The following is a 22,767-nucleotide window of genomic DNA, read 5'->3' as shown; positions in this document are numbered from 1 at the left end:
TCAGAACCGCCCGCGCAGCGTCACCCGCACATTGCGCGGCGCACCCGGCATCGTCCACACATCGGCATAGCTGCTGCTGATATAATAGACGTCGAACGGATTCTCGAGGTCGAGCCGCACGTCGAAGCGCGGCGTCACCGCCCAGGTCGCATCGGCGCGCACGATCGTATAGGCGGGCAGGCGATAGCCGCTGGCGAAGGGGTCGCCGTTGCGCGCGCCGACATGGGTGACGCCGCCGCCGACCGTCACCGTCCCCACCCGCTGATGCAGGTCCAGCGCGGCGAGATGCTTCGGGACATTGGACAACGTGGTGCCGATCAGCGCGGCGTTCTTGTCGTTGCGCACCGTAGCGTCGGTGTAGGTGTAGGTCGCCGTGCCGGTCAGCCCGCTGGCCAGCCGCAGGTCGGCCACCGTCTCGACCCCGCGCGACCGCTGGCGGCCGATCTGGGTCTTGGTGAAGACGTCGGTGGCATTGGGGTTCAGCACGTTGCGCTTGGTCATGGTGAACAGCGCGGTCTGGCCGGTCAGCGCGCCGCCGAACAGCGCATATTTCGCGCCGATCTCGATGGACTCGCTACGCTCGGCATCGAAGCTGCTGATCCCGTCCGATGGGTTCAGGCGCAGCGACTGGCCCCAGCTGGTGAACAGCGAGAAGCGCGGGCTGGCCGCCCAGCTCAGCGCGGCGCGCGGGGTGATGCCGCGGTCGACCGTATCCAGCCGCAGATCGCCGCGGACATGGTTCACCATCGTCTCGCGAAAGCTGTTCCAGCGCGCGCCGATCAGCGCGGTGAAATCGCCGAAGCGGATCAGGTCCTGCGCATAGAGGCTCTCGCTGCGGAAGGAGTGGTGGCGGTTCTGGAACGCGGTCGGCACGGGCAGGGGCTGGCCATAGACGGGGGCAAAGGCGTCGATGGTCAGGATTGGCGCGCCCGGCCGCCCGCGCGCCTGGTCCATGCGGAAATCCATGCCGTGGCGCACCCGGTCGGCCCCGATGCGCAGCTCGTGCGACAGGCCCAGCCAGTCGAGTTTCGCGGTCAGCTCGGCCCGCGCGGTCAGGTCCTGCCAGCGGAAATCGTGGAAGCGCCGCGACCGTCCGATCGTCCGGCCATCGGCCTGCACCCCGCGCCCGCCGAAATCGGGCTGGGTCGCATAGCCGGTCAGGAAGCCGTCGCGGCTGGACAGCCCGGCCTCCAGCGAGACGCGGTCGGACAGCGCGGCAAAGACGCTGCCCTGCTGCCACAGCATGCGCTGGGTCATCCGGCCATCGGCGGGCTCGCCCAGGAAGGTGTCGCGGTCCATCGCGCGCGCATTGCCCTTGATCGCCGCCACACCGCGATCGATCGGCGCGCGGTTGCGCATGAATTCGGCCTGGTAAAGGAACCGCAGGTCCTGGCTCGGGGTGAACGAGACCGAGGGGGCGAGCAGCAGCCGGTCGGTGTGGACGAACTGGCGGAAGCTGTCGCCCTGTTCCGACACGCCGATCAGCCGCGCGGCCAGCGTATCGGTCACGGGGCCGCTGATGTCGCCGGTCGCGCGCAGCCGGTTCCAGCTGCCATAGCTGAGCGAGGTTTCGCCCTGGAGCGTCGTGGTCGGCGTCTTGGTGACGATGTTGAGCGAACCGCCGGGCTCGCCCAGCCCCGACAGTGCGGCGGCGGCGCCCTTCAGGAATTCGAACCGCTCGACCGTGGCGGTGTCGACCGGCGCGTTGAAGCCCAGATTGCTGTTGAACCGGTTGATGAGGATGTCGGGGCCACTATTCTCGTTCCCCGCAAAGCCGCGGATCGAATATTTGTCCCACAGCCCGCCAAAGTCGTTCTGCCGCGCGACCCCGCCCGCCAGGTCGATCGTGTCGTCCAGCCGTGTCGCGCCCAGCCGGTCGATCAGCGCGCGGTCGATGACGCGCAGGCTCTGGGGATAGCGGGCGGGCGACGCGTCGGTGCCGGTGATGCTGGCATTGGCGTCGCGCAGGCCGGTGACGACGATATCGGTGCGGTCCGTCGTATCGTCGCGTACCGCCCCATCGCCCCGCAGTGCCGACGCGGTCTGCGCCTGAACGCCCTGGGCCATCATCGCCCCGGCCAGCAGCATGGCGCGCCCCATCGCCTTCGACATCATTACAAGCCCCCACATCAATCGATTTCGGGCGCGCCATATCGATAATGCTAATAACTCTCAATCATGAAGTGATGATCGGATACCGCTACCTGTCACGCCGCTGACATGCCGCGCTGTCATGCGCCGGGGGCATGACGGTCGGGACTCGGGCAACTTCCGGGCGACCATGGCGATTGAGGATCATGAAATGACCGGATTCTGGCGAATCATCTCCCATGCGGCGGCGCTGGCCGCGACGCTCGCCCCGCTGAGCGGCTGGGCAAAGCCGCTCAAGGTCATGACGTTCAACGTCCGCTATGCCTCGGACGAGGGGGCGGAGCGCTGGGCGGTGCGGCGGCCGGTGATGGTCGAACTCATCCGCCGCGCCGCGCCCGACCTGATCGGGACGCAGGAGCTGCTCCAGCGGCAGGGCGACGACCTGACCCGTGCGCTGCCCGGCTATCGCTGGTTCGGGCGCGACCGGCGCGGGGGGCATGACGACGAGCATATGGGCATCTTCTATCGCCCCGACCGGCTGACCCTGATCCGGCATGGCGATTTCTGGCTGTCGGACACGCCCGACATGGTGGGCAGCCGGAGTTGGGGCACCGACCTGCCGCGCATGGCGAACTGGGGCGTGTTCGAGACGAAGGGGGCGGAGCGCCGCCGCTTCCTGTTCGTCGACACGCATCTGCCGCACCGCGACGAGGATGCCGAGGCGCGCGACCGTGCGGCCAGGCTGATCCTGTCGCGGCTGCCCGCGCTGGCGCAGGGGTTGCCGGTGGTGCTGGCGGGCGACATGAACGCCCGGCCCGACAGCGCGGCCTATCGCACGCTGGCGGGGGCGATGACCGATGCCTGGACCAGCGCCGCCGGGCGCGAAGGGCCGGAGATGACCTTTCACGACTTTACCGGCACGCCCGACCGGCGGATCGACTATCTGTTCCTGCGCGGCTTTCGCGCGGACCATATCGCGACCGACCGCTGGCACCGGGGCGCGACCTATCCGTCGGATCATTTCCCGGTCCGCGCCACCCTGTCCTTCGCGGCGGGGCACGGCCGGTAACGTCTTTTGCGATAGCGTTATCATTTGCCCGTTCCTATGCTCCTGCCGGAATCCGATGGCCGCGAACCGGCGGCCCGACGGGACAGGAGAGGGATGACGATGCGCGAAGGGCAATCACGGTCTGGCGCCGGGCGGCGGGCGATTCTGGCGCTGGTTCTGGGGGCGGCAACCGCCTGGCCGGTCATGGCCGAGGCACGGCCGCGCATCCTGACCCCGATGAGCGCGCATGCTGTCCTGCAACGCGACCGCCCGATCATCGTCGAGGGGACGGCGGACGCGGGCGAGCGGGTGAAGGTCACGCTGGGCGACAACAGTGCCGATGCCACCGCCGACCGCCAGGGCCGCTGGCGCGCGACCCTGCCCGCCATGGCGGCGGGCGGCGCGGCGCTGACCCTGACCGCGACCGGCCAGGACGGCGCGACCGATGCGATGGACGATCTGCTGATCGGCGATGTCTGGCTGTGCTCGGGCCAGTCGAACATGGAATATCCGACCAAGCAGGCGCTGAACGGCGAGATGCTGGTCAAGGGCGCGGCCGACGACCATATCCGCCTGCTCGACATCGCGCATCATGTCGGCCTGTCGCCTGAGGAGACGCTGGAGAAGCGCCCGGTCTGGGCCGCCGCCGCGCCCGCCAGCGTCGCCGATTTCTCCGCCGCCTGCTATCTGATGGTCAAGGATCTCGCGGCGAAGTCCAGGGTGCCGATGGGCGCGATCGATTCGAGCTGGGGCGGGACCAAGATCATTCCGTGGATCCCCGGCGTCGATGCGCGCAAGCTGCCGGGGCTGGCCGCCGATGTCGACCTTCTGGCGCTCTATGCGCGCGACCATGCCGCCGGTCTTCGCGCGTTCGGCGGCCGCTGGGGCGAGTGGTGGCGCAAGGCCAGCGGGACCAGGGCGGGGCAGGAGCCCTGGAATGCGCCCGACCGCCTGAACTGGACCCCGGTGCCCAAATTCGGCCCATGGGAGGAATGGGGCGTGCCCGCGCTGGCCGATTATAACGGGCTGGTCTGGTTCCGGCAGAGCTTCGATCTGGCCCAGGCCCCGACCGGCGACGGCGTGGTCGAGCTGGCCGGGATCGACGAGATGGACACGGTGTGGGTCAACGGGGTGGTCGTGGGCGCGACCTTCGGCTGGGGCGACTGGCGTCGCTACACCGTGCCCCGCGCGGCGCTTCGAAAGGGGCGCAACGAGATCGTCGTGGGACTGGGCGACGGCTATGGTCCGGGCGGTATGTTCGGCCCGGCCGATCAGATTCGCTTCACCCCCGCCGGGGGAGCGCCGATTCCGCTCGGCACCGGCTGGCGCTATTCGGTCTATAAGCGCGACGACCAGAGCTATCCGCGCAGCCCCTGGGAAAGCCATGCGGGGATCGGCACGCTCTATAATGGCATGATCGCGCCGCTGGGGCCGATCGGGCTGAAGGGCGTCGCCTGGTATCAGGGTGAATCGGATGTAGGGCGCGCCGATTATGGCGATCGGCTGGCGCTCCTGATGGCGGGCTGGCGTCGGCAGTTCGGCGATGCGAACCTGCCCTTCCTGATCGTGCAGCTCGCCAATTACGGCGCGCCGCCGGTCCGGATCGAGGATAGCGGCTGGGCGGCGCTGCGCGAGACGCAGCGTCTGGCGGTGCTGCGCGATCCGCATAGCGCGCTGGCCACGACGGTCGATATCGGCGTGCGCAACGACATCCATCCCGCCGACAAGAACGAGCTGGCCAAGCGGTTGGTCTTTGCGCAGAAGCATCTGGAGGCGGGCGACCGCGCCAAGGCCTCCGGCCCGATGATCGCCTCGGCGACGCGGGGCCAAAGCGAGGTGGTGCTGCGCTTTACCGGCGTGCAGGGTGCGCTCCACGCCTGGAGCGCGGCGGCGCCGATCGGGTTCGAGTTGTGTGACGCCACCGCCTGTCGCTATGCCGACGCGACGGTGAACGGGGCGGAGGTGCGGCTGGCCGATGCCAGGCCCGGGGATGTGCGTGTGCGTTATGCCTGGGCCGATGCGCCGGTGGTCAATCTCTATGACGAAGCCCCGCATCCGGTGGTGCCGTTCGAGGCGGCGATCACCGACCAATAACGCAACCCGTCGCCCCAGCGCAGGCTGGGGCCTTTTGCGGATGACGACGATCCTTGCCAAAGATCCCAGCCTGCGCTGGGACGACGGTGTTTGTGGCTGGGTGTCCTGCCTGCAACCCGTTGAGCCGCCACAAAAGGCGCTTGAAATAAAATTCCATCGGGTTGAAAGATAGCAACGACCCGATGGAATCGGGCGAAGCGTTGAGGAGAGAGCATGGCCGTGCCGCCAGAAGGCATTTCGCGCGCCAACCTGGCCCCGTTGCGACTGCATGTCCCCGAGCCGAAGTTCCGGCCGGGCGACGCGGTCGACTTCGCCGGTGTCGAGGTTCCCCCCGCCGGTGCGCAACGCCGCCCGGACACCGCCGCGCCCGCCGACAGCTTCCACGAACTTGCCTATACGCTGGTCCGCGTGCTGGATGACGAAGGCCGCGCGGTCGGTCCCTGGGACCCCCGGCTTTCCCCCGATGCCTTGCGCCGGATGCTGCGCCACATGGTGCTGCTCCGCGCGTTCGACGAGCGCATGTTCCGCGCGCAGCGTCAGGGCAAGACCAGCTTCTATATGAAGGCGCTGGGCGAGGAGGCGGTCGCGGTCGCCGCCGCCCATGCGCTGGACTATGAGGATATGTGCTTCCCCTCCTATCGCCAGCAGGGGCTGTTGATCGCGCGCGACTGGCCGCTGGTCGACATGATGAACCAGATCTATTCCAACAGCGCAGACCGGCTGGGCGGCAAGCAGCTGCCCATCATGTATTCGGCGAAAGAGGCCGGGTTCTTCTCGATCTCCGGCAACCTCACCACCCAATATCCGCAGGCCGTCGGTTGGGCGATGGCCTCCGCCGCCAAGGGCGATACGCGGATCGCGGCGGTGTGGTGCGGCGAGGGCTCGACGGCGGAGGGCGACTTCCATTCGGCCTGCACCTTCGCCGCCGTCTATCGCGCGCCGGTCGTGATGAACGTCGTCAACAACCAGTGGGCGATTTCCAGCTTTTCCGGGTTCGCGGGGGCGGAGGCGACGACCTTTGCCGCGCGCGCGATCGGCTATGGCATTGCGGGGCTGCGGGTCGACGGCAATGACGCGCTGGCGGTCTATGCCGCCACCCAATGGGCCGCCGAGCGCGCGCGAACCAACCAGGGCGCGACGCTGATCGAGCATTTCACCTATCGCACCGAGGGGCATTCGACCTCGGACGACCCCACGCAATATCGCTCGGCGGGCGAGCCGACCGCCTGGCCGCTGGGCGATCCGATCCGGCGGTTGAAGGATCACCTGATCGCGCTGGGGGAGTGGGACGAAGAGCGTCACGCGACCCAGGACCGTGAAGTCGCCGAGGAAGTCCGCGCCGCGCAAAAGGCGGCCGAGGCGAACGGGATTCTCGGCCACGGCCTGCACCAGCCGCTCGACAGCCTGTTCGACGGCGTGTTCGAGGAGATGCCCTGGCATTTGCGCGAGCAGCGCCAGCAGATGCTCGACGAGGAAGAGGCGAGCGGACGGCCATGGGCGCGCAAGTGAATTTCCCCTCTCCCATCGGGAGAGGGAGGGGCCCGCTCGGCACCGCCGAGTGGGAGGGTGAGGGTATCCTCGCCTTACGTCCCACCCTCACCCTCCCGGCGCTATGCGCCTCCTTCCCTCTCCCAAAGGGAGAGGGACAGTGAGCGACACCATGACCGAGACTTTCGAACAGGCGGGCGAAACCACCCGCATGAACATGATCCAGGCGATCAACTCCGCCATGGACGTGGTCATGGCGCGCGATCCGGATGTGGTCGTGATGGGCGAGGATGTCGGCTATTTCGGCGGCGTCTTCCGCGCGACCGCGGGTCTCCAGAAGAAGTACGGCAAGACCCGCGTCTTCGACACGCCCATCACCGAATGCGGCATCATCGGCGTCGCGGTCGGCATGGGCGCCTATGGCCTGCGCCCGGTGCCGGAGATCCAGTTTGCCGACTATATCTACCCCGCGCTCGACCAGCTCGTGTCGGAGGCGGCGCGGTTGCGCTATCGCTCGGCGGGCGAGTTCACCGCGCCGATCACGGTCCGCTCCCCCTTTGGCGGCGGTATCTTCGGCGGCCAGACGCACAGCCAGTCGCCGGAGGGCATCTTCACCCATGTCTCCGGCATCAAGACGGTGATCCCGGCGACTCCCTATGACGCCAAGGGCCTGCTGATCGCCGCGATCGAGGACAATGACCCGGTCCTCTTCTTCGAGCCCAAGCGAATCTATAACGGCCCGTTCAACGGCCATTGGGATCGCCCCGCCGAAAACTGGTCCAAGCATCCCGGCGGCGAAGTGCCGACCGGCTATTACCGCATCCCGCTGGGCAAGGCGGCGACGGTGCGCGAAGGCGAGGCGGTGACGATCCTCTGCTATGGCACGATGGTCCATGTCTGCGCCGCCGTGGTCGCGGAGATGGGCGTGGATGCCGAGATCCTCGACCTGCGCACGCTGATCCCGCTCGACATCGAAGCGATCGAGGAATCGGTGAAGAAGACCGGCCGCTGCATGATCGTGCACGAGGCGACGCGGACGGGGGGCTTCGGCGCGGAGCTTTCCGCGCTGGTCCAGGAACGCTGCTTCTATCACCTCGAAGCGCCGATCGCGCGCGTGACCGGCTTCGACACGCCTTATCCGCACAGCCTGGAATGGGCCTATTTCCCCGGCCCGGTCCGCATCGGCCAGGCGCTCAAGACCTTGTTGAAGGACGCCTGACATGGCCCGTTTCACCTTCCGCCTGCCCGATATCGGCGAAGGCATCTCCGAGGCCGAGATCGTCGCGTGGCACGTCAAGCTGGGCGACCGGGTCGAGGAGGACCAGTCGGTCGCCGACATGATGACCGACAAGGCGACGGTCGAGATGGAGTCGCCGGTGTCGGGCACGGTCGTCGAGTTGGCGGGCGAGGTCGGCGATCAGGTGCCGATCGGATCGGCGCTGATGGTGATCGAGACGGATGCGGTGGAGGCTTCGCCCGCGACGGAAGAGGCGGTGCTCGAAGCCGAGAACCCCGGTGTCGAAGAAGCGCAATCTCCCTCTCCCCCTGTGGGAGAGGGCCGGGGTGAGGGGGCTCCGCAAGCCGAAACCCCCGTGGCTCCCCCTCACCCCGACCCTCTCCCACAAGGGGAGAGGGAGCAGAAGAAGGTGCTGGCCTCGCCCGCCGTTCGTGCGCGGGCGGTGGATTTGGGCATCGACCTGTCGAGCGTGAAGCCTGCCGAGGGCGACCGGGTGCGCCATTCGGATCTCGACGCCTTCCTGCGTTATGGTGCGGGGCAGGGCTATACCCCCGCCCGCCCGCCCCGCGCCGACGAGCAGGTCCGCGTCATCGGCATGCGTCGCCGCATCGCCGAGAACATGGCCGCCTCCAAGCGCGCCATCCCGCATTTCACCTATGTCGAGGAAATCGACGTCACCGCGCTGGAGGACACCCGTGCGCAGCTGAATGCGGGGCGCGGCAACAGGCCCAAGCTGACCCTGCTTCCCCTGCTGATCGTCGCGATCTGCAAGACGCTGCCTGACTTCCCGATGCTCAACGCGCGCTATGACGACGAGGCGGGCGTCGTGACCCGATCGGGCGCGGTGCATATGGGCATGGCGACCCAGACCCCCGCCGGGCTGATGGTCCCCGTCATCCGCAACGCCGAGAGCCGCAATGTCTGGCAGCTGGCGACCGAGATCGCGCGGCTGGCCGATGCGGCGCGCACCGGCAGCATCGCCGGGGGCGACATGGGCGGCGGCACCATCACGCTGACCTCGCTCGGGCCGCTCGGCGGGATCGCGACGACACCGGTCATCAACCGGCCCGAGGTCGCGATCATCGGCCCCAACCGTATCGTCGAGCGACCGGTGTTCCGCTCCGACGGACGCGGCGGCGAGACGATCGCGCGCGCCAAGTTGATGAACCTGTCGATCAGTTGCGATCACCGCGTCGTCGATGGCTATGACGCGGCAAGCTATGTCCAGGCGCTGAAGCGGTTGCTGGAGACGCCGGTGATGCTGTTCGCGGATTGAGGGGCGATCCGGGGTGAGGGCGGGGCGTGCGCTTCGACTTCGCTCAAGCTGAACGGCTGTGGGTAGTCATCCCCCACCTCCGTTCCGCCTGAGCGAAGTCGAAGGCCACGCATCACCCCATCCACCGGCCACCCGCCCTGTCCTCGCAGACGGGCGGACGTCAGGGTCGCGCGCCGACCAAGCCTTGCCAACCGCGCCCCCGGCGTGGAACAGGGGCGGCATGACGACCGACCATAACGCCCGCACCGGCCTGATGCTCGGCATCGGGGCCTATATCAGCTGGGGCATATTGCCGCTCTATCTCAAACTGTTGAAGGGCGTGCCCGCGCTTCAGGTGCTGGCCCATCGCATCCTGTGGTCGCTGTTGCTGCTGGCGCTGGTCGTGCTGGTCGCGCGGCGGGGGCGGGCGATCCTGGCGGCGGCGCGCGGACGTACCCTGTTGCTGCTCTGCGCCAGCGCCGCGCTGATCGCGGTGAACTGGCTGGTCTATATCTGGTCGGTCCAGAACAACCATGTGCTCGAGGCGAGCCTGGGCTATTTCATCAACCCGCTTATCAACGTCGCGCTGGGCGTCGTGCTGCTGGGCGAGCGGATCCGCCGGGGACAGGCGGTGGCGGTCGGCATCGCCGCGCTGGGCGTGGCGGTGCTGGCGATCAGCGGGGGCGGGGCGATCTGGATATCGCTGACGCTGGCATTGTCGTTCGGATTCTATGGCCTGGTCCGCAAGGTCGCCGCGATCGACGCGCTGGGCGGCCTGACGGTCGAGACGCTGCTGCTGGCCGCGCCCGCGCTCGCGGTGCTGGTGCAGGCCAGCGCCACCGGCACGGCGGCGTTCGGGGTCGACCGGCATCTCGACATGCTGCTGATCCTGGCGGGGGCGGTGACGGCGGCGCCGCTGCTGATGTTCGCGGCGGCGGCGCGGCGGCTTCGCTATTCGACCCTGGGGCTGCTGCAATATCTCGCCCCGACGCTGCAATTCGCGCAGGCGGTGCTGCTGTTCGGCGAGCCGCTCAAGCCCGTGCACATCGTCACCTTCGCGCTGATCTGGGCGGGGTGCGCGCTCTATGCCTTTGACAGCGTGCGGGGGAGCCGGACGCCCGTCACCGCCGAATAAACCGGCTCACCGCCGCCCGCTTTGCAATTTCGCGACCGCGCGCCGCAACACCCCGCGCGGCGCCACCCGCGTGCTGGCGGCGGTCAGCCGGTTGAGCAGCCCCGACACCATCACCGCCTGGCCCCGGCCGAGCGCATCCAGCCCGTCGCGCACCACCTGGTCCGACGTGCCCGCAAAGCGTTCGAACAGCGGCGTCTGCGCCATGCCCGCGACATCGGCGAACTCGGTCCTGGTCGGCCCCGGACACAGCGCGGTGACGGTCACGCCGCGCCCCTTCACCTCTTCGTGCAGCGCCTCGGAGAAGTGCAGCACGAACGCCTTGCTGGCATAATAGACCGCCATATAGGGCCCCGGCTGAAAGGCGGCGGTGGACGCGACGTTCAGCACCGCCCCCCGCCCGCGCGCCAGCATCGGGGGCAGCAGCGCATGGGTCAGCGCGACGAGCGCACGGGCATTCAGGTCGATCATCCCCAGTTGCGTCGCCAGATCGCCGTCCGCGAAAGGGCCCAGCGCGCCATAACCGGCATTGTTGATCAGCGTATCGATATGCAAGCCGCGATCCGCCACCCCGTCGAGCAAGGTCTTCACCCCCTCCGGCTGTCCCAGATCGGCGGAGACGACATGTATCTCCACCCCCGGTCGCTGCCCCAGATCCTGCGCCAGCGCGGCCAGCCGGTCGGTGCGCCGGGCGGTCAGGACCAAGGTCACCGGCTTTTTCGCCAGCGCGCGAGCGAAATCCGCGCCCAGCCCGGCCGATGCGCCGGTAATCAGGATGGTGTCGGTCATGGCCGCCTCCCAAATCGCGCGGCCGTCCCTATCCGTTCAGCCAGCCGCCGGTGAATCCCGCCCTTTGCAATCCGCGCCGCAGGTGCGGGTTCCGTCGCATCGTCTTCCAGATCAGGCCGGTGCGGTGATTCTCGATCATCGCGACGATCGGGCCCTGGTCGATGCCCAGATAATCCTTGTCGACCCAGCCGATGCCGGGGACGATCTCGCCATGTTTCAACGGCTCGGGCGGGTTGGTCAGCGTCGGGTTGAACGCATCGAGAAAGCCGTATTTGCCGTAGATGCCCTGGCCATAGCGGTCGTGCATCGCCTGCACCGCCGGAATCGCGATATCGGGAGCGAAGGGGATGGACGCGGCGGCGGCCGTGGGCGCCAGCGTGCCGTCGTCGCGCTCGCCCGGTCCGCGCGCCGAATAGCTGTAGAATTCGCGCGGCAGCCCGTCGATCGTCTGGATGAAGTCGCCCGGCCCGTCGCACGCGGTCAGCCCCCAGATATCCGCGCCATAGCCGCGCCAACGGCCCGGATTCTCGATGGCATAGCGTTGCTGGGCATAGGCGGCCCGGCGGCTGTTCTCGAAATAGTCGATGCCCTTGCCCGCCATATAGCCGTCGCGGATGCCTTTGAAATCGACCCAGACATGGCTGTACTGGTGGCCGAACAGCGGCGCGAAGTGGAGATGCGGCTGGCCCCAGCGATCCGACCAGCTCGGCTCGAACCGGCTGGACCAGGCCTGCCACGTCCCCTCCGGCAGCGGATGGGTGGGGGAGCCCAGCGCCAGCAGATAGAGCAGCATCCCCTCATTATAGGCGTCCCAGTCGGACTTGATGAACCCCGTCTCCGGGTGCCAGCCCATCGACAACAGGGGCGCGCGCGGGGTGATCCAGGTCCAGTCGACCGCGCCGTAGATCCGGTCGGCGAGCGCGCGGATGCGGACCTCGTCGGGATGATCGCCATCGAACCAGCTCTGCGCGAACAGCACGCCGCCCAGCAGCAGCGCGGTGTCGACCGTCGACAGCTCGCACCGGGCGAAGCGCTGTCCCTTGGTGACGCCCAGGAAATGGTAGAAGAAGCCCTTATAGCCGCTGAACCCCGTCTCGCCCGGCCCCTGCGGGGCATCGGCGAAGAATTGCAGCGTGGTCAGCGTGCGAAGCCGTGCCTCTTCGCGGGTGATCCAGCCATTGACGACGCCGACCGGATAGGCGGTCAGCGCAAAGCCCACCGCCGCGATCGAGGCGAAGGACGGCGTCGGCCAGCGATCGGGGGCAAGCCCGGTTTCGGCATCGGTCGTTTCCCAGAAGAAGCGGAAGGTGCGTTCCTGCAGATCGCGGATCAGGTCGGGTTGAACCTGCGGAATGATGCGCGGCGCGCTCACCCGGCCCTGCGGCCCGGCACATCCCGTTATCAGGGCGGCGAGGCTCAGCCCGCCCAGATTCAGGACGCCGCGGCGGTCGTACATGGTCTCTCCTTGCTTCTTTTCTGGTGCCGTGCCGTTCTGGACCCGGCCCGGTCGTTATGGCCCGCAACCTAGCCGGAACGACCCTTTACGGGGAAGAGCAGGAGGGGGCATGGCCGACCCCGGCGTCCCGGATGCCGTGCTGGGCGAAATATGTCGGTGATACAGTATGATAGGGGCAGCCGGGCGGCCCGATGTGAGCATGCCCGTCCAGGCATGCGAATAAAAAAATGTAACCGGTTACTTGGCCGGGTGGCCGAGACGCCGAATCGGTACGGGGCGGGCCCTGCCCAATCCGGGCGGGCGCATCGGCGATGGGATGATCGCGAAAAAGGGAAAGGGCGGCTCGCCACCGAGCCGCCCGGCATCCTCTCCCGGCACGAAGCCTTGCGGCCTCCGATGCCTGATGCCGACCTGTTTTCGGTCGGTCATTCTGACATGAACGGCTCTTAATCCTGTCTTGGCCGCCCGCTCAAGCCCTTGTCGATGGACCTTGGGTTAAAGCGGTGATCCTGTGTCTTTCGAGCAACGGGTATGGTGCTGGCCGTTCGCGTGGAAACCGCGCTAAGAGGGCGGCATGACAGTTGAATTTCGGCGTGACGCGGCGGTGGCGGTCCTGACGCTACGGAATCCGCCCCATAATCATCTGGGGCTGGGAACCATTTCCGAATTGGGTGATGCGTTCGATTCGGCGGATCGCGATCCCGATATCCGGGCGATCCTTCTTCGATCCGAAGGTCGGGTCTTCTGTGCCGGGGCCGACCTGGTGAACGCCAACCCGGTGGCGGAGCCTTTGCCGCCGGGGGCGCGCAGCCCCTTCTATGTCGCGGCGGCGCGTCTGTTCGGGGTCGCCACGCCGGTCGTGGCGGCGGTGCAGGGGGCGGCGGTGGGCGCAGGCCTGGGGCTGGCGCTGGTCGCCGATTTCCGGGTGGCCACTCCCGAGGCGCGGTTCGTGGCCAATTTCGTCGCGCTCGGCCTGCATCCCGGCTTCGGCATCTCTGCGGTGCTGGAGCGCGTGATCGGGCGGCAGCGCGCGGCGATGATGCTGCTTACCGGGCGGCGCATCCGGGGAGAGGAGGCCGAACGCTGGGGGCTGGTCGACCAGCTGGTGCCGCCCGACCGGCTGGACGAGACGGCCCTGGCGCTGGCCCGGGAGATCGCGGCGGGCGCACCGCTGGCGGTGGCATCGACCCGTCGGACGCTGCGCGGCGACCTGCGCGCACTGATCGAGGCGGCGACCGACCATGAACTGGCCGAGCAGGCCAGGCTGATGCGGACCGAGGATTTCGCCGAAGGGGTACGCGCGGTCAGCGAACGCCGACCCGGACGGTTCGTGGGGCGATAGGGGGCGGCAACTCCGACCCGCCGTTCAGCCTGGGCGAAGTCGAAGGCCAAGGGAATCACGCCGCCAGAAGCGCGGGGCGGCGGTTTAGCGTGGCCTTCGACTTCGCTCAGGCTGAACGGGCGGGTGGGGTAGGGGGCGCGGGGCCGGGCCCGCCATCCCCTCAGCCCTGCTTCGCCGCCAGTTCCGCCTTGCGCGCAGGCAGGGCGGCCAGGATCGCGCGGCGTTCCTCGGGCGGCTTGGCGCTCCAGTTTGAGATTTCGCGGATCGTCCGCGCGCAGCCCAGGCACCAGCCCGTCGCCTTGTCCATCGTGCAGACCAGCACGCACGGGCTGGCGATGCTCGCGGGTTCCGGTTCGACGAAGCTGATGATGTCGAGCGACATGGGATCAGATCCCGAACGAGACTTTCAGGAAGTCCGGGATCGGGCCGTTCCAGCCGCCGTCATCGGGCGTCTCGTCGGCATTGGAGCGGCGGCGGTCGCGACGCCGCTCGTCGCCGCGCGGCGGGCGCGCATCCTGGAACCGGGGCTGCTCCTGCCGGGGCTCCGGCTCGCGGGCCGGGCGTGCCGGACGGGCGCGCGGCGCCTCCTCGACCGGCTCGGGGGCTGGGGGGGGCTCGACCGGCATCTCGGCGGCGCGCTGGCTGCGTTCGCGACGCGGACGGCGACCGGGGCGCTCCTCCTCGACGGGGGCGGGGAGTTCCAGGCGGTCGATGGTCTGGCCGGTCAGCTTCTCGATATTCTCGAGATTCTCGGCATCGTCGGGCGCGACGAAGGTATAGGCGGTGCCGGTCGCGCCGCCGCGACCCGTGCGGCCGATACGGTGGACATAATCGTCCGGATGCCAGGGCGCGTCGAAGTTGAACACATGGCTGACGCCCTTGATGTCCAGCCCGCGCGCCGCGACGTCGGAGGCGACGAGGATGTTGATCTCACCGCGCTTGAACAGCTCCAGCTCGGCCAGCCGCTGCGGCTGTTCCATGTCGCCGTGGATTTCGCCCGAGCGGAAGCCATGCTGCTTGAGCGACTTGTTCAGCTCGCGCACCGTCGTCTTGCGGTTGCAGAAGATGATCGCGGTGCGAACCTCCTCCTGGCCCAGCAGCTGGCGCAGCCGCTTGCGCTTCTCGAACGACTGGGGCGCGACCGGCACCACGAACTGCGCGATGTTGATGTTGGTCGAGGCGGGACGCGCGACCTCGATCGTCTTGGGGCTTTCCAGGAACTTGTCGGCCAGCTTCTTGATCGGCGGCGGCATCGTCGCGGAGAAGAGCAGGGTCTGGCGCTGCTTGGGCAGCTTGGTGCAGATTTCCTCGATATCGGGGATGAACCCCATGTCGAGCATCCGGTCCGCCTCGTCGATGACCAGCATCGAACAGCCGGTCAGCAGGATGTTGCCGCGCTGGAACAGGTCCATCAACCGGCCCGGCGTCGCGATCAGCACGTCGACGCCCTTTTCCAGCGCCTTGATCTGGTCGCCCATCGACACGCCGCCGATCAGCAGCGCCATCGAGAGCTTGTGGTTGGCGCCGTATTTCTCGAAATTCTCGGCCACCTGCGCGGCGAGTTCGCGCGTCGGCTCCAGGATCAGGCTGCGCGGCATGCGTGCGCGGCTGCGCCCATGCGCCAGGATGTCGATCATCGGCAGGACGAAGGAAGCGGTCTTGCCCGTCCCCGTCTGTGCGATGCCGATGATGTCGCGCATCATCAGGACGGAGGGGATGGCGGACGCCTGAATCGGGGTCGGCTCGGTATAGCCGGCATCGTGGACCGTCTTCAGGAGTTCGTCGGAGAGGCCGAGATCGGCAAAGCTCATGCAGTTTTCCGGAATATGGCGTGGAGTGGGAATCGCCCCGCGCTCGCCCAGCAAGGGTAGGCGCTTGCGGATTTGACGGCAAAAGTCAAGTTTTTGCCGCGTTCGGGTCGTGAATCACCCGCTTGCCGGACAGGGCGGCGATGGTCAGCGCGCCGGCGTCAGGGCGCGGAAGCGCTCGATATCGCAGGTGCCGCCCGCCCGCGTCCGGATCGGATCGCGTCGCGCGCAAATCTGGCCGTCGGCGCCGGGGCGGATATAGAAGGTGGCGTAATAGTCGATCTGCCGACAGGCGCGCGACAGATGGGCGCGCACCCGGTTGCCGCCCGCCAGGACGATGTCGACCGTTCCCTCCTCGCCGGGCAGCGCGCCCGCCAGCTGTTGCGCGGGGATGCAGCGGGGGCCCTTGCGCTCCTTCCACCGGGTCGGCGTCATCACCCGCATCGGGGTGCGGGGCACGCGGACGATGACCCGCTCGCGGATCATGACCTGGGCGAAGCGCCCTTGCGGAAATGACGGATCGGCCGCCCCCAGCAAGGCGGGCGTTACCAGCGTCGCCAGAGTGGCGGCGGCAAGTTTCCAAGGGCGGCGCAGCATGTCAGCGGGACCCGCTCATAGCAGCGATCGTTGAACACTTCCTGAACCTGTTTTAGCGGATGGGGCATGAATTCCAGCCAGACCGCCATGATCGCCGCGCTTCGCCCCCTGCTGGGCGACAAGGGGATCGTCACCGATCCCGAACGGATTGCCCCCTGGGAGATCGACTGGCGGCGGCGATTCTCCGGCCATGCGCCTGCGATCCTGGCCCCCGCCGATACCGCGCAGGTCCAGGCGGTGCTGCGCGCTGCGGTCGAACACCGGGTGCCGCTGGTGCCGCAGGGGGGGAACAGCTCGATGGTCGGCGGGGCGACCCCGCCTGGGGACGGCTCGGCGCTGATCCTGTCGACCCGCCGGATGAACCGCATCCGCCGCATCGATGCGCAGGCGGGCATGGCGATCGCCGAGGCGGGGGTGATCCTGGCCGAGCTGCACGACGCCGCCGAGGCGCAAGGATGGCGCTTTCCGCTGACCCTGGGGGCCAAGGGCAATGCGACGGTGGGCGGGCTCGTCTCGACCAATGCGGGCGGCACGCAGGTCTTGCGCTTCGGGACGATGCGCGGACTGACCCTGGGGGTGGAGGCGGTGCTGCCCGACGGGACGCTCTATGACGGGCTGTCCGCGCTGAAGAAGGACAATCGCGGCTATGACCTGGGACAGCTGCTGATCGGCGCGGAGGGGACGCTGGGCATCGTCACCGCCGCCGCGCTGCGGCTGGCACCGGCGATCGCGGGTCATGCGACCGCCTGGGTCGGGCTGTCCGATCCGGCGGCGGGCCTGTCGCTGCTGCGCCGGTTGCAGGCCGCGAGCGACATGATCGAGAGTTTCGAGATCCTGCCCGCCGAAAGCCTGGCCGCCGCCGTCGCGCATCTCCCCGGCGCGCGCGCGCCGCTGACTGGGTCGCATCCCTGGCACGTGCTGATCGAGGCGGTGACGGGCGACCCCGCCGCCGATCCGGCCGCGATGCTGGAGGTTCAACTCGCCGCCGCGCTGGAGGACGGGGTGGTCGCCGATGCGGTGATCGCGGCATCGGACGCGCAGGGCGAGGCGTTCTGGCTGCTCCGCCACTCGCTGTCCGATGCCGAGCGCGCGCTGGGCCCGGCCGTCCAGCATGACATCGCGGTCCCGGTCGAGGCGATGCCGCGCTTCATGGTCGAGGCGGCGGCGGCGTGCGACGCGCGCTTCCCCGGCACCCACGCCTCGGGCTTCGGGCATCTGGGCGACGGCAATATCCATTTCCATGTCCGCGCCGCGCCCGGCACCGACCGCGACCGTTTCTATGCCGAACAGGCCGCGACCATCACCCGCTATGTCCACGACCTGGTGACGGCGGCGGGCGGCACCATCTCGGCCGAGCATGGCATCGGGCAGATGAAGCGCGACGAACTCGCCCGCCTCTCGCCCGAACGGGTCGCGGCGATCCGCGCCATCAAGACGGCGCTCGATCCGCACGGCCTGTTCAATCCGGGCAAGCTCGTCGCTTGCGCATAAGGCCCCGGCCCCATAGACACGAGGCCACGACACGCGGCCGGGGGGCTCGCGTGAACGCGTTTTTTGGAGATTATCATGGCCAGCGCGCCGTCCCTTCCGCTTTTCTATAACGGCCTGGAGCCGCTTTCGAGCGAGGCTCACGCCAATTACAAGGTCCGTCCGCAGGAAACGGCGCCCTTCCTCGCCGGCCAGCATGCCATCCCCGTCACCGTCGACGAATTCCCGCTGGTCCAGCGTTTCATGCCGATCGTCTTCTCGGTCGGCGAGGCGCCGATCCCGCTCGCGCTGATGGGCCTGAACGAGGGCGTCAACGTCTTCGTCAGCGACGAGGGCCGTCTGACCGAGACGAATTTCTACGTCCCCGCCTATGTCCGCCGCTATCCGTACATGCTGGCGCGCCTGCGTCCCGAGGCCGAAGAGCTGTCGCTCTGCTTCGACCCGACCTCGCCGACCATCGGCGCGTTCGACGACGGCGACGCACTGTTCGACAATGGCCAGCCCAGCGAGCTGACCAAGAACATCCTGGCGTTCAATGAATCGTTCGAACAGGCCGGTGCGCGCACGCAGAACTTCATGGCCGAACTGGTCGAGATGGGCCTGCTGATGGACGGCGAAGTCTCGATCCAGCCCGACGGCGCCGAGCAGCCCTTCGTCTATCGCGGTTTCCAGATGGTCAATGAAGAGAAGCTGGTCGACCTGCGCGGCGACCAGCTGCGCAAGATGAGCCAGTCGGGCATGCTCCCGCTGCTCTATGCGCACCTCTTCTCGCTCTCGCTGATGCGCGACATCTTCTCGCGCCAGATGCAACTGGGCAAGATGCCCCAGCCGCAGCTTCAGCCGATCGGCTAAGCCATGGGCGGGCCGGTCGCCGCGACGGCGCGGTACAGCCATGTCGCGATCGCCTTTCACTGGGCGATCGCGGTCCTGGTGGTCGCCAATCTGGCGATCGGCCTGCTCCACGAAAGCCTGTTGCCGGGGACCATCCCGCTGCACAAGGCGATCGGGCTGACCGTGCTGGCGCTGACCGTCGGCCGGATCCTCTGGCGGCTGGGCCATCGCCCGCCGCCGCTGCCCGCCGAGGTCCCGGCCTGGGCGCGCGGCAGCGCCCATGCGCTGCACATGACCCTCTATGTCCTGATGATCGTCATGCCGATGAGCGGCTGGGCGATGGGATCGGGCCGCGACGTCCCGCGCCCCGTCAGCTGGTTCGGACTGTTCTACGTGCCGCCTCTGCCCATCGGCAAGGCCGCCGCCGGGCTGGGGCATGAGGCGCATGAGATTCTGGGGTGGGCGATGCTGGCCCTGGTGGCGATCCATGTCGCGGCGGCGCTGCGCCATCACTATCTGCTGCGCGACGGCCTGCTCGCGCGCATGAGCTTCCGCACGCGCTGAGCCTTTCCTCTCCTGCAAGGGGAGGGGGGCCATGCCAAGCATGGTGGAGGGGTGTGGCCGCCTGAGACCGGTCGGCACCCTCGCAGAACGGGATACCCCTCGTCAGGCCGTCGCATCCCACGACCCGTTACGAAAAAATGACGAATTGCGGGAGGCGGGGTTGAACCAAATAGGCCCCTTCTTATTTATACCCTGTACGGCATCGTGTCCCCCCTTTCGCGGTGTCGTATGACACGCTTTCAGCGTGTCTCCTCCCTGAACCTTGGCCACCTCGCGCTCTCCCCCTTGCGCGAGGTGGTTTTTTATTCGGCGGCGAGCGGCAGGTCCTGCCCCAGCGCCTCGGCGCCAAGCGCGGCGATCACCCCCCGGACCAAGGCTACCGTGGCATCGAAGCCTTCGCCCAGCGATTCCAGCGCGGCATCGAGATAGAGCGAACGGTCCAGCTCCAGCTGGATCGCATGGATGCCGCGGCGAGGATCGCCGTGCCGCTCGACGATATGGCCGCCCGCATAGGGCGCGTTGCGGGTGACGGCGACGCCCAGCCCGCGCACGGCGGCCTCGATCCGGCGGACGAAGCGAGGCTCGGCGGTCGTGCCGTGCCGGTCGCCGATCACCACCCTGGGGCTGACCGTCGCGCCGCCCAGCGGCGGCATCGAATGCAGATCGAGCAGCACCGCCACCCCGAACCGTGCCCGGACCGCCGCCAGACAGGCTGCAAGCGCCTGGTGATAGGGTCGGTGCTCCGTCTCGATCCGGGCGACGATCTCGGCATCGGTGAAGCGCCGCGCCCAGATGTCGCCATGACCGGCGGTCCGGCGCGGCACCAGCCCCAGTCCGCTGCGCAGCTTGGCCGAACTGCGCCCGCCGATCCGCGCGCCCGCATCGATCAGCGGATCGCGCTCGCCCTCGTCGCGGTTCAGGTCGATCCAGGCGCGCGGAGTGCGTTGCATCAGCATCGGCTCGTCGCCGCGCGCCGCCATCGCCACCCGGTCGATCAGCCGGTCTTCCAGCGCCATCAGCGCGGACGGCGGCACGCGCAGCGCGGCGACGAGCGCGGGGGAATAGTCCCGCCCGCCATGCGGCACCGACAGCACGACCGGACCGGCGGGCAGCGCCAGCCCGTAACCGTCATAGCAGGGGCCGGGGTTCGCTTGGGCCATTGACGGGCGATCCTATGGCGGGGCGGCAAGGCAAGCAATGGTCTGGAAATCTTAACGGCCTCGCCGCTAGAACGGCCACCACATGAATCGGGATCAAGAGATGCTTCACATCCTGCTGGCCGAAGACGATGAGGTCATGCGCGAATATCTGACGCGGGCGCTGACCCGTTCGGGCTATCGGGTGACGGCGGTGGATCGCGGCACGGCGGCCATCCCGCTGCTGGAGAGCGAACGGTTCGACCTGCTGCTGACCGATATCGTCATGCCCGAGATGGACGGCATCGAACTGGCCCAGCGCGCCGCCGTGATGGTGCCCGACCTGCGCGTGATGTTCATCACCGGCTTTGCGGCGGTGACGCTGAAGGCCGGGCAGGCGGTTCCCAACGCCCGCGTCCTGTCCAAACCCTTCCACCTGCGCGACCTGGTGATGGAGGTAGATCGCCTTTTTCAGACAAATTCGGTCGATGGTGCAATTTAGGGCTTGCCAGCCCCCCACACCCCGGCTAATTGGCCGGCCTCCGGCGGGCGTGTAGCTCAGTGGTAGAGCACTGTGTTGACATCGCAGGGGTCGCAAGTTCAATCCTTGCCACGCCCACCATCGAAAACCCCGCTAGGCCAACGGCTTAGCGGGGTTTTTGGTTTTCGGGCCCCCGAGTTGCGCGTCACGGTTTTGCGTGCCTTTTGCGTGTCATACCGAGTGGAACATCCGGGCTCACGGGGGCCTCGGTGGTGCTAGGGCGGCTGCGCCAGCGAGTTGGGACCGGCAGCGATGGCGTGAAAGCGACCGGCCATCACGTCCGCCGCCGCCGTCCATCCGGACCGACTTGCGTGGGTTTTGCGTGAAGCGGCGTCGCCATCTTCCGCGCCAGCTCGGACGCAATGTCCTCCAGCCCCTGTCGGGTCTCGGAAAGATAAGCCGGACTGAAGATCACGTAGCGCCGTGTCGACGGGGGCAGCACCACGTGACCGAGCGCCAGGGGGATCTCCTGTTGCGAGACGCCGCGCTGTGCGATCAGGGTCGCCATGCTGTGGCGCATCAGCTTGGGTCCGAAGCCGACCGGCACACCGAACCGATCCGCCATGACTCTCCACGCCTTCTTGACGTCCGCGACAGACCGCTGAACCACCCAACGGTCCTCATCCTCCTCGACCACGCTCTCATGACAGACCAGCCGATCGTCCGTCGCCTCCAGCCAGTTCGCCAGGAGCGATGTCACGGGAAGCGCCGGTCGGTTTTTGCGAGTCTGGATTCGTCCCGCAGGATTGAGGTCGAGCACGCTGGCATCACGGTGCCATTGCTGTCGGTCCGGGTGTACCGAGATGTCATAGAGCGCATCCGGACGCGCCAGCGTGCAGATCGCACCAATCAGATAGCGGCGCAGCGGCATCAACCGTGCCGGATGCGCCGCGCTGAGCGCCGGATCACCCTCAGCCGTATAGTCGAGCATCTCGGCGATCTGATCGAGCGAGAGGCGGAAGTTGCGTACCGGCGTCACGGCGGCGCGGGGCAGGTGCTTCAGTTCGGGCAGCGCCTCCATACGCTTCACGTTGAACCGCAAGGCTGCCTTCAGCTGGATGATGCTCTCCTCGACCGTCGACTTCGCGCGTTTGCGGATCGACACGGTCCATCCGCCGGTCTTCGGATCACGCCGCCGCTGGGTCACGGGATCGATCTCGGTCCCCCAATGGCGAAATCGCTTCAGCCATTCGGCGTCCAGGACCTTCGGCAGCACGGGTTCACGCAATACACCGACCTTGAGTTCATGGTCGATAAACCGGGTCACCAGTTTCAGCCGGGCACGGATCGCGTCGGCGCTGGCCTGCTCGGCACCGTGCAGCGTCCAATAGTCCGTCATCGCCTGATGGACCGTGTAGGACGCCCTGTCGTCATCGGCAGGCTGGTGGAACGCCAGATAGTGGCGGTCGAGCACCTCGATCGCTAGGCGAAGATCAGGCGTGCGCGTGCTGCGTCGCTGCATTCGGCCGGAGGCCGGGTCGTACCAACAGATGTAGAGGTTCGGGCTGACGACCTCGCCGTCCTTGCCCCGGACGTGATCGAGGTGGAATTCACCCCGGCGGTAGAGAACTTTCGGTGCCGGCACTGCGCTTTTTCCTTCAGGATTTCGCTTCGCGCCTTTCCGAGCAGGTTCACTGCCCCCACCAGGGTGAGGAGGTCGAGATCCTCCGACTTGAGGTTGATGCCCCGGTCCGTCTGGATCGCACGGGCGATCTTGCGGTCGAGCCGCAGGATGGCGTCGGCGGTTGCCGCGTCGATCATGTCCTGGGGGAGGACCGGGCCGGTCCCCGGCGTCATCGCGACGGTGCCGCCGGCGTCCGCGTCGATGCTCATCATGTCTTTTCCTTCCTGACGTGGGTAACACCCACGT

General features: G+C 68.0%; 20 protein-coding genes and 1 tRNA gene. 12 read left to right on the top strand and 9 right to left on the bottom strand.

The annotated features are described in order from the left end of the window. On the bottom strand, positions 1-2,115 hold the full coding sequence (locus QE363_RS00785) for a TonB-dependent siderophore receptor (RefSeq protein ID WP_309690788.1): 2,115 nt from the start codon (positions 2,113-2,115) through the stop codon (positions 1-3). Between the two features lie 187 nt (positions 2,116-2,302). Here QE363_RS00785 and QE363_RS00780 point away from each other — a divergent pair, with 187 nt between their 5' ends. The 6 genes from QE363_RS00780 (at position 2,303) to rarD (ending at position 10,348) form a co-directional block, all read left to right on the top strand. Beyond that, positions 2,303-3,160 carry an endonuclease/exonuclease/phosphatase family protein gene (locus tag QE363_RS00780; RefSeq protein WP_309690786.1) on the top strand — a complete coding sequence of 286 codons (858 nt, stop codon included), beginning with the start codon at positions 2,303-2,305 and terminating at the stop codon, positions 3,158-3,160. A gap of 93 nt (positions 3,161-3,253) precedes the next feature. After that, on the top strand, positions 3,254-5,233 hold the full coding sequence (locus QE363_RS00775; protein ID WP_309690784.1) for a sialate O-acetylesterase: 1,980 nt from the start codon (positions 3,254-3,256) through the stop codon (positions 5,231-5,233). A gap of 213 nt (positions 5,234-5,446) precedes the next feature. Beyond that, entirely contained in the window at positions 5,447-6,742 is a 1,296-nt protein-coding gene (locus QE363_RS00770) for a 3-methyl-2-oxobutanoate dehydrogenase (2-methylpropanoyl-transferring) subunit alpha (protein ID WP_309690782.1), read from the top strand. Between the two features lie 190 nt (positions 6,743-6,932). Continuing rightward, positions 6,933-7,940: an alpha-ketoacid dehydrogenase subunit beta gene (locus QE363_RS00765; RefSeq protein ID WP_309698030.1), complete on the top strand. Its 1,008-nt coding sequence runs from the start codon at positions 6,933-6,935 to the stop codon at positions 7,938-7,940. Position 7,941: 1 nt separating this feature from the next. Beyond that, positions 7,942-9,234 (top strand): dihydrolipoamide acetyltransferase family protein, encoded by a 1,293-nt coding sequence (locus QE363_RS00760; protein WP_309690780.1) that lies wholly within the window; start codon positions 7,942-7,944, stop codon positions 9,232-9,234. A 220-nt stretch (positions 9,235-9,454) separates the two neighbouring features. Then, positions 9,455-10,348 carry an EamA family transporter RarD gene (rarD, locus tag QE363_RS00755; RefSeq protein ID WP_309690778.1) on the top strand — a complete coding sequence of 298 codons (894 nt, stop codon included), beginning with the start codon at positions 9,455-9,457 and terminating at the stop codon, positions 10,346-10,348. 6 nt (positions 10,349-10,354) lie between these two features. Here rarD and QE363_RS00750 read toward each other — a convergent pair whose 3' ends face one another. Next, positions 10,355-11,134, bottom strand: coding sequence for an SDR family oxidoreductase (locus QE363_RS00750; protein WP_309690776.1), 780 nt, complete (start codon positions 11,132-11,134; stop codon positions 10,355-10,357). Positions 11,135-11,162: 28 nt separating this feature from the next. Beyond that, positions 11,163-12,590, bottom strand: a complete 1,428-nt coding sequence (locus QE363_RS00745) for a glucoamylase family protein (RefSeq protein ID WP_309690774.1) — start codon at positions 12,588-12,590, stop codon at positions 11,163-11,165. Between the two features lie 574 nt (positions 12,591-13,164). On the opposite strand from QE363_RS00745, the gene QE363_RS00740 reads away from it, so the two are divergent. Beyond that, the gene (locus tag QE363_RS00740; protein WP_309690772.1) at positions 13,165-13,932 is read left to right on the top strand and encodes an enoyl-CoA hydratase/isomerase family protein; all 768 of its coding nucleotides are present in this window, start codon (positions 13,165-13,167) and stop codon (positions 13,930-13,932) included. A 160-nt stretch (positions 13,933-14,092) separates the two neighbouring features. Here the strand turns inward: QE363_RS00740 and QE363_RS00735 are convergent, their stop codons facing one another. The 3 genes from QE363_RS00735 to QE363_RS00725 form a co-directional block, all read right to left on the bottom strand. Further along, the gene (locus QE363_RS00735; RefSeq protein WP_309690770.1) at positions 14,093-14,314 is read right to left on the bottom strand and encodes a DUF1289 domain-containing protein; all 222 of its coding nucleotides are present in this window, start codon (positions 14,312-14,314) and stop codon (positions 14,093-14,095) included. 4 nt (positions 14,315-14,318) lie between these two features. After that, positions 14,319-15,743 carry a DEAD/DEAH box helicase gene (locus tag QE363_RS00730; protein ID WP_309690768.1) on the bottom strand — a complete coding sequence of 475 codons (1,425 nt, stop codon included), beginning with the start codon at positions 15,741-15,743 and terminating at the stop codon, positions 14,319-14,321. Between the two features lie 144 nt (positions 15,744-15,887). Then, a complete protein-coding gene (locus QE363_RS00725) occupies positions 15,888-16,337 on the bottom strand; it encodes a hypothetical protein (protein WP_309690766.1) in 450 nt (149 codons plus the stop codon). Between the two features lie 66 nt (positions 16,338-16,403). On the opposite strand from QE363_RS00725, the gene QE363_RS00720 reads away from it, so the two are divergent. The 3 genes from QE363_RS00720 (at position 16,404) to QE363_RS00710 (ending at position 19,220) form a co-directional block, all read left to right on the top strand. After that, positions 16,404-17,828: an FAD-binding oxidoreductase gene (locus tag QE363_RS00720; RefSeq protein WP_309690764.1), complete on the top strand. Its 1,425-nt coding sequence runs from the start codon at positions 16,404-16,406 to the stop codon at positions 17,826-17,828. A 75-nt stretch (positions 17,829-17,903) separates the two neighbouring features. After that, positions 17,904-18,677, top strand: a complete 774-nt coding sequence (locus tag QE363_RS00715; RefSeq protein ID WP_307101322.1) for a SapC family protein — start codon at positions 17,904-17,906, stop codon at positions 18,675-18,677. A gap of 3 nt (positions 18,678-18,680) precedes the next feature. Continuing rightward, positions 18,681-19,220, top strand: a complete 540-nt coding sequence (locus tag QE363_RS00710; RefSeq protein WP_309690761.1) for a cytochrome b — start codon at positions 18,681-18,683, stop codon at positions 19,218-19,220. A gap of 302 nt (positions 19,221-19,522) precedes the next feature. Here QE363_RS00710 and QE363_RS00705 read toward each other — a convergent pair whose 3' ends face one another. Continuing rightward, positions 19,523-20,380, bottom strand: coding sequence for an N-formylglutamate amidohydrolase (locus QE363_RS00705; protein WP_309690759.1), 858 nt, complete (start codon positions 20,378-20,380; stop codon positions 19,523-19,525). Positions 20,381-20,480: 100 nt separating this feature from the next. Between QE363_RS00705 and cpdR the strand changes: the two genes are divergently transcribed. After that, positions 20,481-20,858, top strand: coding sequence for a cell cycle two-component system response regulator CpdR (cpdR, locus tag QE363_RS00700; protein ID WP_307104665.1), 378 nt, complete (start codon positions 20,481-20,483; stop codon positions 20,856-20,858). Positions 20,859-20,903: 45 nt separating this feature from the next. Further along, positions 20,904-20,978 (top strand) — tRNA-Val (locus QE363_RS00695). Between the two features lie 193 nt (positions 20,979-21,171). On the opposite strand, the gene QE363_RS00690 is transcribed toward QE363_RS00695, so the two are convergent. Together QE363_RS00690 and QE363_RS00685 are read right to left on the bottom strand one after the other, a co-directional pair. Beyond that, positions 21,172-22,359, bottom strand: a complete 1,188-nt coding sequence (locus QE363_RS00690; protein ID WP_309690757.1) for a hypothetical protein — start codon at positions 22,357-22,359, stop codon at positions 21,172-21,174. Next, positions 22,320-22,733 (bottom strand): hypothetical protein, encoded by a 414-nt coding sequence (locus QE363_RS00685; protein WP_309690755.1) that lies wholly within the window; start codon positions 22,731-22,733, stop codon positions 22,320-22,322. The genes QE363_RS00690 and QE363_RS00685 overlap by 40 nt, the downstream gene beginning before the upstream one ends. Positions 22,734-22,767: the final 34 nt, after the last annotated feature.

This window comes from Sphingomonas sp. SORGH_AS_0870, from assembly GCF_031453175.1.
In the GTDB taxonomy this organism is placed as follows: domain Bacteria; phylum Pseudomonadota; class Alphaproteobacteria; order Sphingomonadales; family Sphingomonadaceae; genus Sphingomonas.
The sequence above is the reverse complement of the archived record's forward strand: the minus strand, read 5'-3'. Positions and strand labels throughout refer to the sequence as shown.

Excerpts from the sequence above, each read along its gene's own strand:
- QE363_RS00785 (WP_309690788.1), bottom strand. The coding sequence starts at position 2,115 with ATGATGTCGAAGGCGATGGGGCGCGCCATGCTGCTGGCCGGGGCGATG.
- QE363_RS00780 (WP_309690786.1), top strand. The coding sequence starts at position 2,303 with ATGACCGGATTCTGGCGAATCATCTCCCATGCGGCGGCGCTGGCCGCG.
- QE363_RS00775 (WP_309690784.1), top strand. The coding sequence starts at position 3,254 with ATGACGATGCGCGAAGGGCAATCACGGTCTGGCGCCGGGCGGCGGGCG.
- QE363_RS00770 (WP_309690782.1), top strand. The coding sequence starts at position 5,447 with ATGGCCGTGCCGCCAGAAGGCATTTCGCGCGCCAACCTGGCCCCGTTG.
- QE363_RS00765 (WP_309698030.1), top strand. The coding sequence starts at position 6,933 with ATGAACATGATCCAGGCGATCAACTCCGCCATGGACGTGGTCATGGCG.
- QE363_RS00760 (WP_309690780.1), top strand. The coding sequence starts at position 7,942 with ATGGCCCGTTTCACCTTCCGCCTGCCCGATATCGGCGAAGGCATCTCC.
- rarD (WP_309690778.1), top strand. The coding sequence starts at position 9,455 with ATGACGACCGACCATAACGCCCGCACCGGCCTGATGCTCGGCATCGGG.
- QE363_RS00750 (WP_309690776.1), bottom strand. The coding sequence starts at position 11,134 with ATGACCGACACCATCCTGATTACCGGCGCATCGGCCGGGCTGGGCGCG.
- QE363_RS00745 (WP_309690774.1), bottom strand. The coding sequence starts at position 12,590 with ATGTACGACCGCCGCGGCGTCCTGAATCTGGGCGGGCTGAGCCTCGCC.
- QE363_RS00740 (WP_309690772.1), top strand. The coding sequence starts at position 13,165 with ATGACAGTTGAATTTCGGCGTGACGCGGCGGTGGCGGTCCTGACGCTA.
- QE363_RS00735 (WP_309690770.1), bottom strand. The coding sequence starts at position 14,314 with ATGTCGCTCGACATCATCAGCTTCGTCGAACCGGAACCCGCGAGCATC.
- QE363_RS00730 (WP_309690768.1), bottom strand. The coding sequence starts at position 15,743 with ATGAGCTTTGCCGATCTCGGCCTCTCCGACGAACTCCTGAAGACGGTC.
- QE363_RS00725 (WP_309690766.1), bottom strand. The coding sequence starts at position 16,337 with ATGCTGCGCCGCCCTTGGAAACTTGCCGCCGCCACTCTGGCGACGCTG.
- QE363_RS00720 (WP_309690764.1), top strand. The coding sequence starts at position 16,404 with ATGAATTCCAGCCAGACCGCCATGATCGCCGCGCTTCGCCCCCTGCTG.
- QE363_RS00715 (WP_307101322.1), top strand. The coding sequence starts at position 17,904 with ATGGCCAGCGCGCCGTCCCTTCCGCTTTTCTATAACGGCCTGGAGCCG.
- QE363_RS00710 (WP_309690761.1), top strand. The coding sequence starts at position 18,681 with ATGGGCGGGCCGGTCGCCGCGACGGCGCGGTACAGCCATGTCGCGATC.
- QE363_RS00705 (WP_309690759.1), bottom strand. The coding sequence starts at position 20,380 with ATGGCCCAAGCGAACCCCGGCCCCTGCTATGACGGTTACGGGCTGGCG.
- cpdR (WP_307104665.1), top strand. The coding sequence starts at position 20,481 with ATGCTTCACATCCTGCTGGCCGAAGACGATGAGGTCATGCGCGAATAT.
- QE363_RS00690 (WP_309690757.1), bottom strand. The coding sequence starts at position 22,359 with ATGCAGCGACGCAGCACGCGCACGCCTGATCTTCGCCTAGCGATCGAG.
- QE363_RS00685 (WP_309690755.1), bottom strand. The coding sequence starts at position 22,733 with ATGATGAGCATCGACGCGGACGCCGGCGGCACCGTCGCGATGACGCCG.